The sequence below is a fragment of the Draconibacterium orientale genome, assembly GCF_900111425.1.
Taxonomy (GTDB): Bacteria; Bacteroidota; Bacteroidia; order Bacteroidales; family Prolixibacteraceae; genus Draconibacterium; species Draconibacterium orientale.
The window spans coordinates 44,723-60,699 of record NZ_FOHT01000004.1; the positions used below are offsets into that span (position 1 = coordinate 44,723).

Here is a 15,977-nt window from a genome sequence, read left to right on the forward strand (position 1 = left end):
GAAAAAAATTTATGTTTAGATATAGACTTTCAGGTTCAATTTAGAATAAGAAGAAGGCCAGATAAACCAAAGCGGGTACAAAACCAAGCAACGATAATGGCCGTGTAGAATCCTGAAACCGTTCTTTCTCGGTTAAATAATAAAACAGCGCAACCGGAAGCACAGCAATCACCATACTTATTCCCAAAAAATCGAAAAATGCTCCCTTTTCAGTCAGAAAACGAAATTGGCCCACTTCATCCCTGAAATAAAAGATGGCAGCAGAAATAAAGGCTGAAACCAAAATAATTACTACCGGATAAATACGGCAACAAAGTTTATTTTTTAGCATAGCGCAAGATAACCATAAAAACCAACTCATCGGGAATAAATAACACCACAAGCATTAAAAGTTATTATATTGCAAATTGAAAACAAGCATAGATGAAAATTCTTATCATTGAAGACGAAATAGCCTTATCCGACGCCATTTTTCAGTACCTGACCGAAGAAGGTTACGTATGCGAAACTGCCTACGATTACAACACGGCAGCAGAAAACATCGAGTTGCATTCGTACGATTGTATTCTGGTGGATATTAATTTACCGGGCGGCAGCGGGCTCGATCTTATCCGGCAGGTAAAAAAAGACAATAAAAAAATGGGGATCATTATTATTTCGGCACGCGATTCGGTGGAAAACAGAATTGAAGGACTTGAAATTGGTGCCGACAATTACCTCACCAAACCTTTTCACCTGGCCGAGTTAAACGCCCACCTGAAATCGATAAACCGGCGTATAAATTTCGATGGCGACAATCATATTCTCGTTAACGAAATAAAAATCCTTCCCGATTCGCACCAGGTTTTCGTAAACGACAACGAACTGCAACTCACTAAAAAAGAGTACGAGCTGCTTCAGTTTTTTGTGGCCAACAAAAACAAGGTAATTACCAAAACAGGTTTAGCACAGCACCTTTGGGGCGACTATATGGACATTGCCGATTCGTACGATTTTATTTACGGACACATTAAAAACCTGCGTAAAAAACTAATAAAAAAAGGGTGCACCGATTATATAAAAACCATTTACGGCGTTGGCTATAAATTCGATACAGAATAATGATTATTGTGAAGATTAAACACAAAGACTCAAAGACACAAAACAGTGTGTTTTTTTTCATTTAGCCTTATGGCTTAGTGACTTTGTGTTCTATTTGAAAAATATAGATCAGACATGCAAAAAGTATGAAACTACTTACCAAAATAAGTCTCAATTTCCTCTCCATTTCGCTTTTCATTTTCCTTACTGGCTTAGTGGTTTTTTATTTTGTACTTCGCCAGCAGGTAAACCAAAATATTAATGTTGAGTTGCAAAAACGGCAAACCAGCATTCAGAACGAATTAAAATCGGCACACTCGGCTGCCACCGCACCAACCGACTTTGATAAAAAAGTTGAAATAACACCAATTCCAGCAAACCGATTTCCAACTGAAGGCTATTCCGATACACTTATCGTTGACAAAAAAACAGGCACTTACACAGCTTATCGGCAGCTGCAGTTTGTTTCAGAGATTAACGGGCAAAAATTCCTGGTAAAAATTTTTAAATCGCATGCCGAAACCGACAACCTTATTGTCCGCATCATTTTATTGATGACATTCCTGGTGGTGGCACTTATTTTAGGATTGCTGGTGCTAAACCGGCATATTTCGCAAAAAACACTAAAATCGTTTTACGACACTATAAACAAAATCAAAAAATACGACCTGAATGCGCACGAAGATTTTCAATTGAAAGAAACCGACGTTAAGGAATTCAACGACCTGAACAAGGTTCTGACTTCGATGACAGAACGCATAAAAGACGACTACCTCAACCTGAAAGAATATACCGAAAATGCCTCGCACGAGCTGCAGACTCCCATTGCTGTAATTATTTCGAAAATGGAACTTTTGCTGCAGTCGGATTGTATGCAGGAAAAAGAACTAAAAACGATTAGTGATGCCCATGAAGCATCCACCAAACTATCTCGCTTAACAAATACCTTACTGCTTCTTTCAAAGATTGGCAACCGGCAATTTCCGGAAGTAAAAAAGATCAATTTAACACAAATCATAAACACACAACTATCTTTCCTTGAAGATGTTATTGCGAGCAAAAAAATTTCAGTGGAAACCCCGGACAAATCTTATTTTGTTGAAATGAATCCTTACCTGGCTGACATATTGATTTCCAACTTGTTAAAAAATGCTATCCGTCACAATCATAAAAACGGAACAATTGCAATAATTACAAACGAAAAACAACTCACGATTGCCAACAGCGGAGAAAAAATTCAGGGAACCGCCGACGATATTTTTAAACGTTTTTACAAATCATCATCGTCCGACAGTTCGGTTGGATTAGGCCTTGCCATTGTTCAGAAAATATGCGAAGTTTCGGGTTTTAAGGCCCTTTATTCTTATGAAAATAACCGGCACAATTTTAGCATAATTTTCACCCCGGATACAAACAATTTTGAAGCCTGAATCCCCCAGTCAGGAAAACACCTACCCAGCTGTTTTCCAATGCATTAAACACTATGCTTACAATCCTTTGTTCAATACACATGCAAATCTGTTTTTTTCTACAGATTTTCTACAGATTGTTTTAATAGTATTGTTTCAAAATCAAGACTTAATCGATTCATTCATGATAGGATTACTTGGATTAAACCACAAAACTGCTCCGATAAAAGTTCGCGAAAAATTTGTTTTTTGCGAAGAGGATGTGAAGCGTTTTGTGCCGCAATTAATCGACGCAGGAATAAACGGTGCAATCGTTGTTTCAACATGCAACCGTACCGAAATATATTTCGACTACACGGAAAAAGACATTTTTGATTGCACATCAACATTAGCCAAAATGCTTTTTGATTGGAGAAAAGCGGATAAAAGTGTGGGGGCACATTTTTACCACAAATTCCAGGACGAAGCTTCGCAACATTTGTTCCGTGTGGCATCGGGGCTCGACTCCATGGCGTTGGGCGAATACCAGATTGTTGGTCAGTTAAAAGATGCTTTTGCCATTGCCGACAAATACGAGTTGCATACTCCAACTTTAATTCGCCTGTTTAACAAAGCTTTCGAGGCAGGCAAAAAGGTAAGAACAGAAACTGCACTTTCAAAAGGAGCGGTTTCAGTTAGTTACGCGGCAGTTGAACTGGCCAATGAAAAATTGCACAACCTGACTTCTCATCCAACATTGTTGCTTGGAGCGGGTCAAACCGGCGAACTTACACTGCAAAACCTGTTGAAAAAAGGTTGTGATAAGTTCACCATCATTAACCGCACAGCCGAAAAAGCTCAGGAACTGGCGAAACGCTACAATGGCGTAGCAAAAGAATTCTCGGAACTGCAAAACGAACTGGTGACCAACGACATTGTAATTACATCAACCGCATCGAAAAAGCCACTTATTACAAAAAAAATGGTGGAACAGGTAATGATTGAAAGACAAAATAAACCAATGTTTTTTGTTGATCTTTCCGTACCTCACAATGTAGCTCCTGAAGTGACAGAAATTGAAAATGTTTTTGTTATCGATGTTGACGATTTGCAAGCCGTTGTTGAACGCACTTTCGGAAAACGCCGTGGTGAAATTGAAAAAGCCGAAAAAATTATTGCCGAATTTGTTGCTGACTTTAGCGACTGGCAACACACCCGTAACCTGACTCCGACTTTCCAAAGCATAAGCGATAATTTCAAGAAAATAAATGAAGCCGAACTCGAAGGTTTTATCAAACGTCAGGCGAAAGATAATACCGAAGAAGCCTCGATGTATGCCGATCATATTACCAATAAATTTATTCGTCTGATGATAAAAAACGTAAAATCGATTACCGATAACGGACGTAAAAAAGAATACATCGAATTGGTTAACGATCTGTTCAAAATAGCCCCATGAGAAATATAATTCGCATTGGTACACGAGGCAGTAAACTGGCCTTATATCAGGCTTATCGGGTAAAAGACGAACTGGTACCAAAATTCCCTGAAAAGCAATTTGAGATTGTCGTTATTAAAACAAAAGGCGACAAAATTCTGGATGTTCCACTATCAAAAATCGGCGATAAAGGCCTTTTTACGAAAGAGCTGGAAGTAGCCATGTTCAACGATGAAATCGACATGGCCGTGCACAGTTTAAAAGACCTTCCCACTATTTTTCCTGAAGGAACAAAATTGGGTGCCGTACTGGAAAGAGGCACCGTTAACGATGCATTGGTAAGCAAAGATCATTTAAAACTTTCGGAACTCACTTCGGAGCATACCATCGCAACGTCAAGTTTACGCCGCAAAGCGCAATTACTGCGCTTGAATCCCGACTTTAATATCGTTGAAATCCGAGGTAACGTAAACACGCGCATCCGCAAAATGAATGAAGGTTACTGCGACGCCATGATCATGGCAGGAGCAGGATTACAACGCCTGGAAATGGATGAAGCGATCACCGAAATACTGGATCCGGAAACCATGATTCCCGCCTGCGGACAAGGTGCCATTGCCATCGAGATAAAAGACAATAATCCGGAGATTGAAGCGATTATTGCACAGATCAATCACCGCGAAACAATGATAACAAGTTCTGCCGAACGTGTATTTCTGAATACACTGGAAGGCGGTTGCCAGATTCCGGTGGGAAGTACCTGTAAAGTTGAAGGCGACCAGGTAACAATCACGGGATTTGTTGCCAGCATCGACGGAAGTCAGTTTCTGAAAGAAACAGTTAGCGGACCGGTTGAAGAGGCCAATGAAATGGCGAGAAACCTGGCCAATAAATTATTCAATGCCGGTGGAAAAGAAATTCTTGATGCCATCCGCACCGAGAATTTGCCTGTTGCAAACACTGCGCTTCCGTTAAAAGACAAGGTGATTATTTCTACACGTCCGGCCGATATTCACGATGATCTTCCCGATCTCCTAAAAAAAGCAGGTGCTTCAGTTGTTTCGTTGCCCATGATCCGGATTGAGCAGACACAACTTACTGCTGCGGAAGAAAAATCATTACAAAATCTCGACCAATTCCAGTGGGTAATTTTCACCAGCAAAAATGGCGTTGTTAGTTTCTTCAAACAAATGATAGAAATCTTAGGCAACACTACTTTGCCAACTGATTTAAAGATTGCCGTAATTGGTAAAAACACGGCGGCAGAACTGGATTATTACGGTTATGCTCCGTATTTTACAGCCAATGAAAATACTTCCGACGGCCTGTTGAAAGAATTACAGGAGAAACACCATCTGCAAGACCAGAATATTTTGCTGGCACTCGGAAACCTGGCCGGTGATAAACTGGAAACAGAATTATCACAAGCCAATTCAGTTACCCGCATAAATACTTATCAAACGGTAAAACCGTCGGGGGCTGACCCAAAGATATTGGATGCGATTTCGAATGACAACTACGATCTGATCGTATTTACAAGTCCATCTACGTTTCATAATTTCTGCCACTTTTATGGCACCGAAAACATTTCAAAAGTGAAGATGGCCAGCATTGGTGAAGTAACTTCTGAAGCTATCCGACAAGGTGGTGCCGAGCCACTGCTTACGGCAGAAAGTTCAAATGCAGAAGGACTTTACAAAGCTATAATCGACTATTATCAAACAAAATAAAAACTACGCTATATGATGTTTCCTGAAACGAGATTAAGAAGATTAAGATATAATTCGGTTTTACGCGACATGGTAACCGAAACAAAGCTATCGGTTGACGATTTGGTGATGCCACTTTTTGTTTGTGCCGGCACCAACGTTCGCAATCCAATCAGCTCAATGCCGGGCAACTTTCAATTTTCGGTAGAGAACCTGGTTGAAGAATGTAAAAATGTTGCGGCAGCAGGTGTGAAAGCCGTTCTTTTGTTTGGTATTCCTGCCGAAAAAGACGAAGACGGAACTGTTGCCTGTCAACACAACGGCATTGTTCAGCAAGCCATTCGCGCCATAAAATCAGAGCTTCCGGAATTATATATTATTGCCGATGTGTGCAACTGCGAGTACACCACGCACGGACACTGTGGAACAATTATCGATGGCGATGTAGATAACGACACTACGCTTGAAACGCTGGCTGCTCAATCCGTTTCACTGGCAGAAGCCGGTGCCGACATGATTGCACCAAGCGATATGATGGACGGACGCGTTGGACGAATCCGTGAAGCATTGGACGACAACAAATTCGAGAAAATTCCGATCATGGCTTATTCAGCTAAATATGCATCGGGTTTTTACGGGCCTTTCCGCGAAGCTGCCGAAAGTGCTCCAAAATTTGGCAACCGTGCTACTTACCAAATGAATCCGGCCAATTCAGACGAAGCCATGCGCGAGGTAGAACTCGACATTGCCGAAGGTGCCGATATTGTTATGGTAAAACCGGCGCTATCATTCCTCGATATTATTTACCGCGTAAAAACAGAATTTAAAATGCCAACAGCAGCTTACAATGTAAGTGGCGAATTCTCGATGCTAAAAGCTGCTGAAGAGAAAGACTGGATCGACGGACCGCGCGTTATGATGGAAATTCTCACCTCGATAAAAAGAGCCGGCGCCGATATTATTATTACGTATTCAGCTGTTGACGCAGCGAAAATTTTGAATGGAATAAAAGGATAGAACATGCAGTTTTTAAGAAGTATAGAAGCATTTCAGCAAGCTCAGCAAAGTATTCCGGGAGGCGTAAACTCTCCGGTTCGGGCTTTTAAAAGTGTGAACTTAAACCCGGTATTTATCGACTGTGCCAAAGGATCAAAAGTCGTTGATCTCGACGGAAATCAATATACTGATTTTGTGTCGTCGTGGGGGCCACTGATCTTTGGTCACGCACACCCTGAAATTGTTTCGGCCATTAACGAAGCCGCACAAAAAGGAACCAGCTACGGCGCTCCTACTTTGTACGAAACCGAAATGGCGGAACTGATCGTTGAGATGGTGCCATCGATAGAAAAAGTGCGCATGGTAAACTCGGGAACGGAGGCCACAATGAGCGCCATTCGTTTGGCACGTGGTTATACAGGCCGCGAGAAAATTGTAAAGTTTGTGGGGAATTACCACGGTCACGGCGACAGTTTCCTCATCAAAGCCGGTTCAGGAGCTATAACTTTAGGTTTGCCTGACAGTCCGGGAGTAACTGCCGGAAACGCAAAAGATACTTTGCTGGCCAACTACAACGATCTGGCTTCAGTTGAACAACTTTTCAGTGAAGACGCAGAAAATATAGCCGCAATAATTGTTGAGCCGGTTGCCGGAAACATGGGGGTTGTTCTTCCTGAAAAAGGCTTTTTGGAAGGCTTGCGCGAAATCGCTACAAAAAATGGCGCACTCCTAATTTTTGACGAGGTGATCACCGGTTTCCGTTTGGCAAAAGGTGGTGCGCAGGAGTACTTTAATGTAATGCCCGATATTACCACGCTGGGTAAAATTATCGGTGGAGGATTGCCGGTTGGCGCTTACGGTGGACAAAAAGAAATTATGGATCATCTGGCACCGAACGGGCCGATTTACCAGGCAGGAACCCTGTCGGGAAATCCGCTGGCGATGGCTGCCGGAAGTACCATGCTGAAATTGATTCTGAATACTGCCGACTTCTACCCGGAACTGGAAAGAAAAGCCAAAAAGCTGGAAGAAGGAATTCGCAACAACCTGAAAGAAACAGGCATTAAAGCGGTGTTGAACCGTGTTGGCTCGATGATGACCTTATTTTTTACCGACGAAGACAAAGTGAGCTCATACGAAGAAGCAATGAGTGCAGACACTAAACGTTATGCCGAATATTTTAAACTGTCGCTGGAGAGCGGTATGTACATCGCGCCGTCGCAGTTTGAGTGTTTGTTTGTTTCGTATGCACACACCGACGAAGACATCGACAACATCATCAACGCTAATTTAAACGCGTTAAAGGAACTAAAAGATTGATACGAGATTGAAAACAGATTGATTCAAGATTGATGGAGATTGGCTCAATCTCTCTTCAATCCCTTCAATCCTTTCAATTTAAAACCAGTTGAAAATATTTTGCAGACAGTTTCACAAACATTGTTGATAAGAAAGAAATACAAAAAATAGATGGAAAAAGGAATCTTTATAAAAACACTGAAAGGCGAGAAAACAGAACGGCCACCGGTGTGGTTTATGCGTCAGGCGGGAAGAGTTTTGCCCTCGTACCTTGAAATGAGAAAGCAATACAGCTTTAAAGAACTGATGCGTGATCCGGAGCTGGCAGCTAAAGTTACACTGCTACCGGTTTACGATTTGGGCGTTGACGCAGCTATTCTTTTTTCCGATATCCTTGTAATTCCCGAGGCAATGGGCATGGAGTTGACCTTCACCGATTCAGGGCCACGGTTTGCCACGGCGTTGAAAGACCTTGATGATCCGATGACGCTTATCAACCCAGACGCCACAAAACTGGAATACATTTACGATGTAATCGACAAAATACAGGAAACCAAACCTGCAGATTTTCCATTGATCGGTTTCTGCGGAGCGCCATTTACTACACTTTGTTACATGGTACAGGGTTTGGGAACAAACCACACTTTCCCGGATGCAGTTTCGCTGCTGTATAAAGACAAGAAACTGGCAAAACAACTGCTAGGTGCCATTACCGAACTCTCGATCGAATATGCGCTGAACCAGGTAAAACATGGCGTGGCAGCTTTTCAGATTTTTGAAACGCACGCCGGACTTATTCCTGCTGATTTATATATGGAATTGATTATGCCGTTTGTGCGGAAAATATCAACGGCAGTAATGAAAACCGGCACTCCAACTATTTTCTTACCAAAAGGATTGGGAACCGGATTAAAACAGTTGCAACCCGGTGATGCCGACTTTATCAGTGTCGATTGGCAGGTACCAATTAAAGAAGCACGCGAAATGATTCCGGCAGACATGGGGGTTCAGGGAAATCTTGATCCGCGGATTTTGTTTGCCAATCAGGAAGTAATTGAAGCAAAGTTGCAGGAATACCTTTCGTTTGGAGCCGAACATGACAAATGGATTTTTAACGTGGGGCATGGATTTGTTCCCGGCATTCCGGTTGAAAATGCTAAATTCGTTGTCGATTGGATAAAAAGTGCAAACTGGAACAGATAAGATGAGCAATTAGTAATAAGTATATAGTAGTGAGTAGTGAGAAATTATGGTAAATGACTGAAAAGTATTCAGTACGCCAGATCTAAATACTCATTACTAACTACTCCAATCTAAAAAAATGACGAATCTGAGTGCCATAATCACATCCGACTTTGTAAAGATTATACACGACATTGTCAGTGTATCATTTTTACTTTTGGCGGTAACCTTGATTTACCGCTCGGTTCGAGGTATAAAAAACCACCTCCCCTACGCCAAAACCGATAAGTATGTGGCCATTGCTTTTATTGTGGCGTTGTACCTGCAACTTATTTTAGGGCTGATCATGTTTACCAACCTGGGATCAGGTTTCGATTTTCAGTACATCCCCGATGAAAGCAATAATATGGTTGCAAAAAGATTATGGCCCGTGGAACACATTGTTCTTATGTTGTTTGCCCTTTTTATTGCCAACCTCGGATTGATATCTTCATTCCTCACAGAAAAAAGCCAGAGTCGGTTTAAGAAGGTTTTAATCTACTATTCTATAGCGGTTGTTCTAATTGCTATTTCGCTGTTATCGATTTACGCTTAACATTCCATCCGGAGATAAATCAAAGCCGGGGTTTTTACAGGCGTTTCACTATTTAATGAAACCATTTCTTCCAATGTTCCTTTAAACTTTTGCGCGTCCCACCGGCCGGAGCGCGACACAATCGTAGTCTGAATACACTCGCGGTGAACAGTATCCAGCGCTTCGTAGATTTCTTCCAGTACTTTCGTACCCATGTAAATTACAGCTGTTCCCCGGTTCTCAACAATACTTACCAATTGTTTTACGCTGAGTAGTTTTCGGGCCACATCGCGCCCCGAAAGCAGGTGCAGCGAGTTACTTCCACGCCGGTCGGTTAACGGAACGCCAAATTCAGCCGATGCCGCATTAAACGCCGAAATGCCGGGCACCACTTCAAAAGGGATATTCTTCTCCAGCAGAAATGAGGTTTCTTCCGCTCCCCGGCTAAAAATCATCGGATCGCCCGATTTCACGCGCACCACCACTTTTCCCTGTTTGGCGTGCTTTTCAATTTTTTGGTGGATGGAGCTTTGCCGCTCGGTTACATCAACGCCATCGCCGGCACGTTTACCCACAAAAATAAGTTCTGCATTTTCAGGGAAAAGCGCCCGAACATCCTTCGATATCAACGCATCGTATAAAATCACATCTGCATTTTTAATACAACTATGCGCCTTTACGGTAAGCAAATCTGCCGGTCCGGGTCCTGCTCCTACAATATATACTTTCCCCAACTTTTCCATCGCTAAATTCTGTAGGCCCACTCTTCCACTTCTTTTAAATAGTCCATCGGACTTTGATAAACGAACTTATACTCCAATGCCCCAATAAGTTTATCGCTGTTAATCACCTTGAAACTTCCTTTATCTTTTGAAAACACCGGAATTGGCAGATCACTGATCTTTGCCGCCTTCGCATAAAACTCATTTCGCCCGGGATGCTCCGGACTCGATGCATTGAACACCTCGCCCCAAATATCCTTTTCAATAATTTGCGAGATGATATTTACACAATCGTCGCGGTGAATCAAATTCACAGGCGAATCAAAAACCGGGGCATTTCGGTGCTGAACAAAACGTGCCGGATTGCGGTCGTAACCAATTAATCCGCCAAAACGAATTACGGTAGTTTGAAAGGCCGGATTCTCCAGCAACAGTTTCTCAGCTTTCAGCAAAGCCCTGCCGCTTGCTTTCTCAGGTGTTCCCTCATCGCCTTCTTTCACTTCCGTGTTTTTCGATTCGTACACCGACGTTGAAGAAATGAAAAGAACTTTTTTAATGCTGAGCTCCTGCACTTTCTCAATTACCTGCTCAATTTTCTTCGGAAATGAATCCTCCACACAATCGGTTCGCGTTGGCGGAATGCTGATAATAAGCACATCGGTATTAAAAAAACTATTGTAATCCACGGTAAGCGACTGGGCTTTTGCTTTTACATAAAATGCACTAATCCCACTTACCTCAAGCCGGTTGTAACTTTGCGTTGATGCCACCGAGCCTTTTACTTTCCAGCCTTTTCGGAGCAGTGATCGTCCCAACGCCGTTCCCAGCCATCCGCAACCTAATATCGATACTGTTCTTCTCATGTTCTCTTGCTTTTTAAGTTATAATTTCTGCCTTGCCCGACATTTCCGGACGAATACTAATAACATCACTCTATCTCTGATATCTCGTCATGCTGAACTTGTTTCAGCATCTTCACCTTTTAGATTCCGAAATAAATTCGGAATGACGGAAAGAAAAGCTCCAAAGATCCAATATCAATCAAATTAGTGTTTAAAATTCTTGCCTTCTTTAATTTCCTCCACATAGTTTTTGCGGATGACAAAGTCGCCAAAACGCTCACCGTCCTTGCGGTTTGCTGCAAAATCAGCAATTATCGGACACAGCTCGTTCAGTATCTCTTCCTCGTTGATGGTTTGTTTGTACAACGTGTTCAATCTTGATCCGTTAAAACTTCCACCAAGGTATAAATTGTAGTAGCCCGGCGATTTACCGATCAGGCCAATTTCGGCCAGGTAAGGGCGTCCGCAACCATTCGGACAGCCGGTCATACGAATTACAATTTCTTCTTTACCCAACTGGTATTCATTCAGAATCGTTTCAATTTTCGACACCAAATCAGGCAGGTAACGTTCGGCCTCAGCAAAAGCCAGCGGACAAGTCGGCAAAGCCACACAGGCAATCGAATTCTTACGCAAGCCCGAAATGTCTTCAGGAGATACCCCGTAAGTTTTTAGCAAAGCGTCAACCTGGGTTTTCACTTTGGTGCTCACTCCCGAGATGATCAGGTTTTGGTTCCCGGTAAGGATAATATCACCGTCGATCACTTTTGCAATTTCCCGAAGAGCCGTTTTCAGTTTGAATTCACCCCGGTCGAGCACGCGGCCACCTTCAACAAAATAAGTGAGGTGCCACTTTTTGTCGCTGCCTTTTATCCAGCCAAAATCATCACCGTTTCGCTCTAAAGTGTATGCGCGTTCCGGCTCCAGTTCATAACCCAAATATTTGGTCAGTTCTGCCACAAATTCCTCTACGCCCATTCTGTCGATGGTGTATTTCAATCGGGCTTGTTTCCGGTCTTTGCGGTTGCCGTTGTCGCGTTGTACCGCAACTACTTTTTCAGCCACGTCAACAATCTGATCGGGCGTACAAAAGCCAATCACAGTTCCGGTTCTCGGGTAGGTTTCAGGTTTGCCAAACGTAGTACCCAAGCCACCGCCAACAGCTACATTGTAGCCAACAATTTTTTCGTTTTCAATAATAGCTATAAAACCCAAATCCTGCGAAAAAACATCGCAATCGTTATGCGGCGGAATTACAATGCCAATTTTAAATTTACGTGGCAGGTAACGATTTCCGTACAACGGCTCCACTTCCTCTTTACTGTCGGCCACCAGTTTTTTTTCCAGCCAGATTTCGTGGTAGGCACTTGTTTTTGGCAAAAGATGCGCACTGATCTTTTTAGCTGTTTCAATTACTTCAGCATGAAACGGCGACTGTGCCGGATTGGCGTGGCTCATCACATTACGGTTTACGTCGCCACAAGCCGCTATGGTGTCCATCAACTGGTCGTTCATCTCCTTAATGGTAGCCTTCAGGTTCCGTTTCAGCACACCATGTAACTGAAACGTTTGCCGCGTAGTTAGTTTTAGGGTACCGTTGGCATATTTATCCGACAGTTCGTCCATTGCCAGCCACTGCTTTGGCGTAAACTTGCCGCCGGGCATGCGCAGTCGTATCAGAAATGAAAAAGCCGGTTCCAGCTTTTGACGCTTTCTCTCTTTATCAACATCGCGGTTCCACTGCTGGTAAATTCCGTGGAATTTTGAAATTTGCGTGTCCCCATCCGAAATGGCCCCGGTGATCGGGTCGGCCAGACTTTCGGGCAAAGTTCCGCGTAGGTAATTACTATCGTACTTGAGCTTTTCAACTTCTGAAAGCTCAAGCCAGTTAATACTTTCACTCATAATTTTTGGGTTATAGTTTCAGGAGCGACTACATGAAGGTAGTTGTAATCGCTCCTTTTATTTAATTTATCCCGACGAACTTTATTATCGGGATCGGTTCGACTAAAAACTTTTAATGCGTTTCTCTCTCTTTTAAAAGTTTAGTCTCACTAATATACATCGATTTGGAAACGCTTCTCACGTTTCAAGTTTTTCACATATTTTTCGGCTTGTTCCTCGCGAACACCACCCTGAGTCTGAATGATATCAAGCAAAGCCTTGTTTACATCTTTGGCCATGTATTTCATGTCGCCGCACAAATAAAAGTGCGCACCGTTTTCCAGCCAATCGAACACCTCCTTTTGCTGCTCTTTCAGCTTGTGCTGCACATAAACTTTTTCTTCCTGATCGCGACTAAAAGCTACATCAATTTTGGTTAGTATTTCGTTCTTTAACAGCTTTTGCCACTCGGTTTGGTACAGAAAATCGGAGTTAAAACGACGGTCGCCAAAAAACAACCACGACTCGCCTTTAATGCCTAAACTTTCGCGATGCTGCATAAATGCACGATATGGAGCTACACCTGTTCCGGCACCAACCATGATAATTTTTGAACCATTGGCCGGCAACTTAAACGACGGATTTTTGTCGATATAAACCGGAATCTGCTCATCAATCTCAATGCTGTCGGCCAGGTGCGACGAACATGCGCCGTTGCGTTTGCGGTTTTTACGCTCGTAACGAACAACTGAAACCGTTACATGAACTTCTTCACCCACACTTTCCATGCTTGATGAGATAGAATACAAACGTGGCGGAATCGGGCGTAAAACTTCTACTAATTTGTGAGCGTTCCAATCGTAAGGAAAGTCTTCCAATAAATCGAGCACATCGTGACCATACAAATATTCGTCGAGCGCCTCATCGTCGACAAGTAGTTTTGCGAGTTCGGCATTCTTTGTTTTCTCCTGGTATTTTTTCAGCAGATCGAAGGTCAGCATTGTAATTTCAAGATGGTGCGACAAAGCCTCTTTTATGCTCATTTCTTCTTCACCAACATCAACTTTCTGCTCCGCATCGAATCCTGTAAAAGCCAGAATATCCCCGACCAGAGCTTCCGGGTTTTTGGTAAAAATCCCCAGCGAATCGCCAGGTTCATATTCCAGGCCCGATCCTTCAAGCGAAAGTTCAACATGATACACTTCCTTATCCGAATCGTCTCCGGTAATCCTAACTTTCTCGAGCACAGTGGCCATGTACGGATTTGATTTTGAGAACTCCTCGCCAAAACCTCCTGCTGAAGATGATGCTGGTGCTGTTGGCGCACTTGTAACCACAGGTTCCGGAGTTTCAGCCGGTGAGAGGTTCAGTAAAAAGAGGTTCATCCATGTTTCCGAAGGTTGTTCGTAATCCACATCGCATTTTACGGCCGGCGTAACACGGTATGCACCGCAGCTTTTTAAGGCCACATCAATTTCTTCGCCGGTTTTACAAAAATGCTTGTAGGTTTTATCGCCCAAGGCCAGCACCGAATAGTTTACGCCATTAAGTTGAGGAGCACGCGGCCCGGTTACATATTTGTAAAAATCTTCGGCCATATCAGGCGGATCGCCCTCGCCATGTGTACTAACAATTATCGCCACATTGTCTTCTTCATTCAGCTTTTTGTAATTGTAATCGTACAAACTCAAAACCCGGGCATCAATTCCTTTAAACGAAGCCTTCTCACCCAATTTTTCGGCCAGTCCCTGCGAATGTCCGGTTTCGGTACCATACAAAATGGTAAGCTTAATCGAACTTTGCGGTGGCGGAGCTGCTGCTGCGGTGCTAACAGTTGTTCCTGTAACAGCTGGCACGTCAACTCCTCCGAGGGCTGCCAATCGCCCTTCAAAATAACCATTTAACCATACAGTCTGCTCTTTATTCAAGCCTTCAACCAACTGGCTTAAAGCACTTAACTGTGCATCATTTAATGGATTTGTTTTTAAACTCATTTTTGATTTTTAATTACGAGACTGAATTGAAATCACCCAACTCAATCTTCAAGTTGCAACTTATCTTTTATTAAATTTCTTATTCTTATCGATTCATAAACATTCTCGCCATTCGAGCTCACCGCCACCGAAATATTTCCATGCCGGTAGATAGCAGGAGAAACAAACTGACAGCGAGATGGTTTATCATGAATATTAACTAATACCTTTTCTTCGCGGCAGTCTTTTTCTATCTGCCTGTCCAGCTCGGCGTTATTCGAGCAGGAATAAAGCATTAAATAGTCTTTTAAATAGCTTTTGTGATACGGTGCTTGCATGTATTTCACTCCGCTGTTTTTTATTTCGTCGCATACATCAATGGCCAGTATTTCTACCTCGGCATTGTGTCGCTGCAAAATCTTTAGCTTGCTGTAAGCACTTTGTCCGCCTCCAACAATCAGTATTTTCTGGTTGGCAATATCAATTGCAATGGGTAAAAAATTTTGGTTTGCCATACTGTTTAAATTTCGTATTCAATTGGTGTATGTGTAACCCTTCCGAAGCTGATTTTGTTCCATGCCCGCTCGTGAAAAAAAGTACAAAGCCATTTTAGTAAACAGCTCGACACCGCCAATGGTTACCGCAAAATTTATATCGCCCACCACCATCCACGAAATCAGAATTGTATCAATCGTTCCGATGGTACGCCACGAAATCGTTTTTACGATACTCCTTCGTTTTCGCTCAACTGTATTTCCATTTTCTTTTCCCATTGGCCATATTACGGTTTAAAATATCAATCGTCATCTGAATTATTCTCAAAAAAAAAGCTCTTCTGCAAATACAGAAGAGCCTTTAAAATCGAGTAATATTTTCAATCTATGGTCAGT

The 15,977-nt window shown here is 42.7% G+C and carries 15 protein-coding genes; 8 read left to right on the forward strand and 7 right to left on the reverse strand.

The window, feature by feature from the left end; genetic code table 11:
• Window positions 1-40: 40 nt before the first annotated feature.
• Entirely contained in the window at window positions 41-331 is a 291-nt protein-coding gene (locus BMW53_RS03745; RefSeq protein ID WP_038558969.1) for a hypothetical protein, read from the reverse strand.
• A 92-nt stretch (window positions 332-423) separates the two neighbouring features.
• On the opposite strand from BMW53_RS03745, the gene BMW53_RS03750 reads away from it, so the two are divergent.
• The 8 genes from BMW53_RS03750 (at window position 424) to BMW53_RS03785 (ending at window position 9,687) form a co-directional block, all read left to right on the forward strand.
• Window positions 424-1,101 (forward strand): response regulator transcription factor, encoded by a 678-nt coding sequence (locus BMW53_RS03750; protein ID WP_038558966.1) that lies wholly within the window; start codon window positions 424-426, stop codon window positions 1,099-1,101.
• A 125-nt stretch (window positions 1,102-1,226) separates the two neighbouring features.
• Entirely contained in the window at window positions 1,227-2,510 is a 1,284-nt protein-coding gene (locus tag BMW53_RS03755) for a sensor histidine kinase (RefSeq protein ID WP_074780219.1), read from the forward strand.
• A gap of 163 nt (window positions 2,511-2,673) precedes the next feature.
• Complete coding sequence (hemA, locus tag BMW53_RS03760) at window positions 2,674-3,927, forward strand: glutamyl-tRNA reductase (RefSeq protein WP_139178015.1); 1,254 nt, start codon at window positions 2,674-2,676, stop codon at window positions 3,925-3,927.
• Window positions 3,924-5,636: a hydroxymethylbilane synthase gene (hemC, locus tag BMW53_RS20885; protein WP_074780222.1), complete on the forward strand. Its 1,713-nt coding sequence runs from the start codon at window positions 3,924-3,926 to the stop codon at window positions 5,634-5,636. The genes hemA and hemC overlap by 4 nt, the downstream gene beginning before the upstream one ends.
• A 12-nt stretch (window positions 5,637-5,648) precedes the next feature.
• Complete coding sequence (gene hemB / locus BMW53_RS03770) at window positions 5,649-6,632, forward strand: porphobilinogen synthase (RefSeq protein WP_038558958.1); 984 nt, start codon at window positions 5,649-5,651, stop codon at window positions 6,630-6,632.
• Window positions 6,633-6,635: 3 nt separating this feature from the next.
• The gene (hemL, locus tag BMW53_RS03775; protein ID WP_038558955.1) at window positions 6,636-7,931 is read left to right on the forward strand and encodes a glutamate-1-semialdehyde 2,1-aminomutase; all 1,296 of its coding nucleotides are present in this window, start codon (window positions 6,636-6,638) and stop codon (window positions 7,929-7,931) included.
• A gap of 150 nt (window positions 7,932-8,081) precedes the next feature.
• Window positions 8,082-9,113 (forward strand): uroporphyrinogen decarboxylase, encoded by a 1,032-nt coding sequence (gene hemE, locus BMW53_RS03780; protein WP_038558952.1) that lies wholly within the window; start codon window positions 8,082-8,084, stop codon window positions 9,111-9,113.
• A gap of 118 nt (window positions 9,114-9,231) precedes the next feature.
• The gene (locus BMW53_RS03785) at window positions 9,232-9,687 is read left to right on the forward strand and encodes a hypothetical protein (protein ID WP_038558950.1); all 456 of its coding nucleotides are present in this window, start codon (window positions 9,232-9,234) and stop codon (window positions 9,685-9,687) included.
• Here the strand turns inward: BMW53_RS03785 and cobA are convergent.
• From cobA to BMW53_RS03815, 6 genes are all read right to left on the reverse strand, one after another.
• Window positions 9,684-10,409: a uroporphyrinogen-III C-methyltransferase gene (cobA, locus tag BMW53_RS03790; RefSeq protein WP_038558948.1), complete on the reverse strand. Its 726-nt coding sequence runs from the start codon at window positions 10,407-10,409 to the stop codon at window positions 9,684-9,686. The genes BMW53_RS03785 and cobA overlap by 4 nt on opposite strands.
• Before the next feature lie 2 nt (window positions 10,410-10,411).
• On the reverse strand, window positions 10,412-11,251 hold the full coding sequence (locus tag BMW53_RS03795; RefSeq protein ID WP_038558946.1) for a Rossmann-fold NAD(P)-binding domain-containing protein: 840 nt from the start codon (window positions 11,249-11,251) through the stop codon (window positions 10,412-10,414).
• Between the two features lie 183 nt (window positions 11,252-11,434).
• Complete coding sequence (cysI, locus tag BMW53_RS03800) at window positions 11,435-13,135, reverse strand: assimilatory sulfite reductase (NADPH) hemoprotein subunit (RefSeq protein ID WP_038558944.1); 1,701 nt, start codon at window positions 13,133-13,135, stop codon at window positions 11,435-11,437.
• Window positions 13,136-13,284: 149 nt separating this feature from the next.
• On the reverse strand, window positions 13,285-15,108 hold the full coding sequence (locus tag BMW53_RS03805; protein ID WP_038558943.1) for an assimilatory sulfite reductase (NADPH) flavoprotein subunit: 1,824 nt from the start codon (window positions 15,106-15,108) through the stop codon (window positions 13,285-13,287).
• Window positions 15,109-15,149: 41 nt separating this feature from the next.
• Window positions 15,150-15,602, reverse strand: coding sequence for a precorrin-2 dehydrogenase/sirohydrochlorin ferrochelatase family protein (locus BMW53_RS03810; protein WP_038558940.1), 453 nt, complete (start codon window positions 15,600-15,602; stop codon window positions 15,150-15,152).
• Window positions 15,603-15,620: 18 nt separating this feature from the next.
• Window positions 15,621-15,860: a DUF2061 domain-containing protein gene (locus BMW53_RS03815; protein WP_217642879.1), complete on the reverse strand. Its 240-nt coding sequence runs from the start codon at window positions 15,858-15,860 to the stop codon at window positions 15,621-15,623.
• Window positions 15,861-15,977 lie beyond the last annotated feature (117 nt).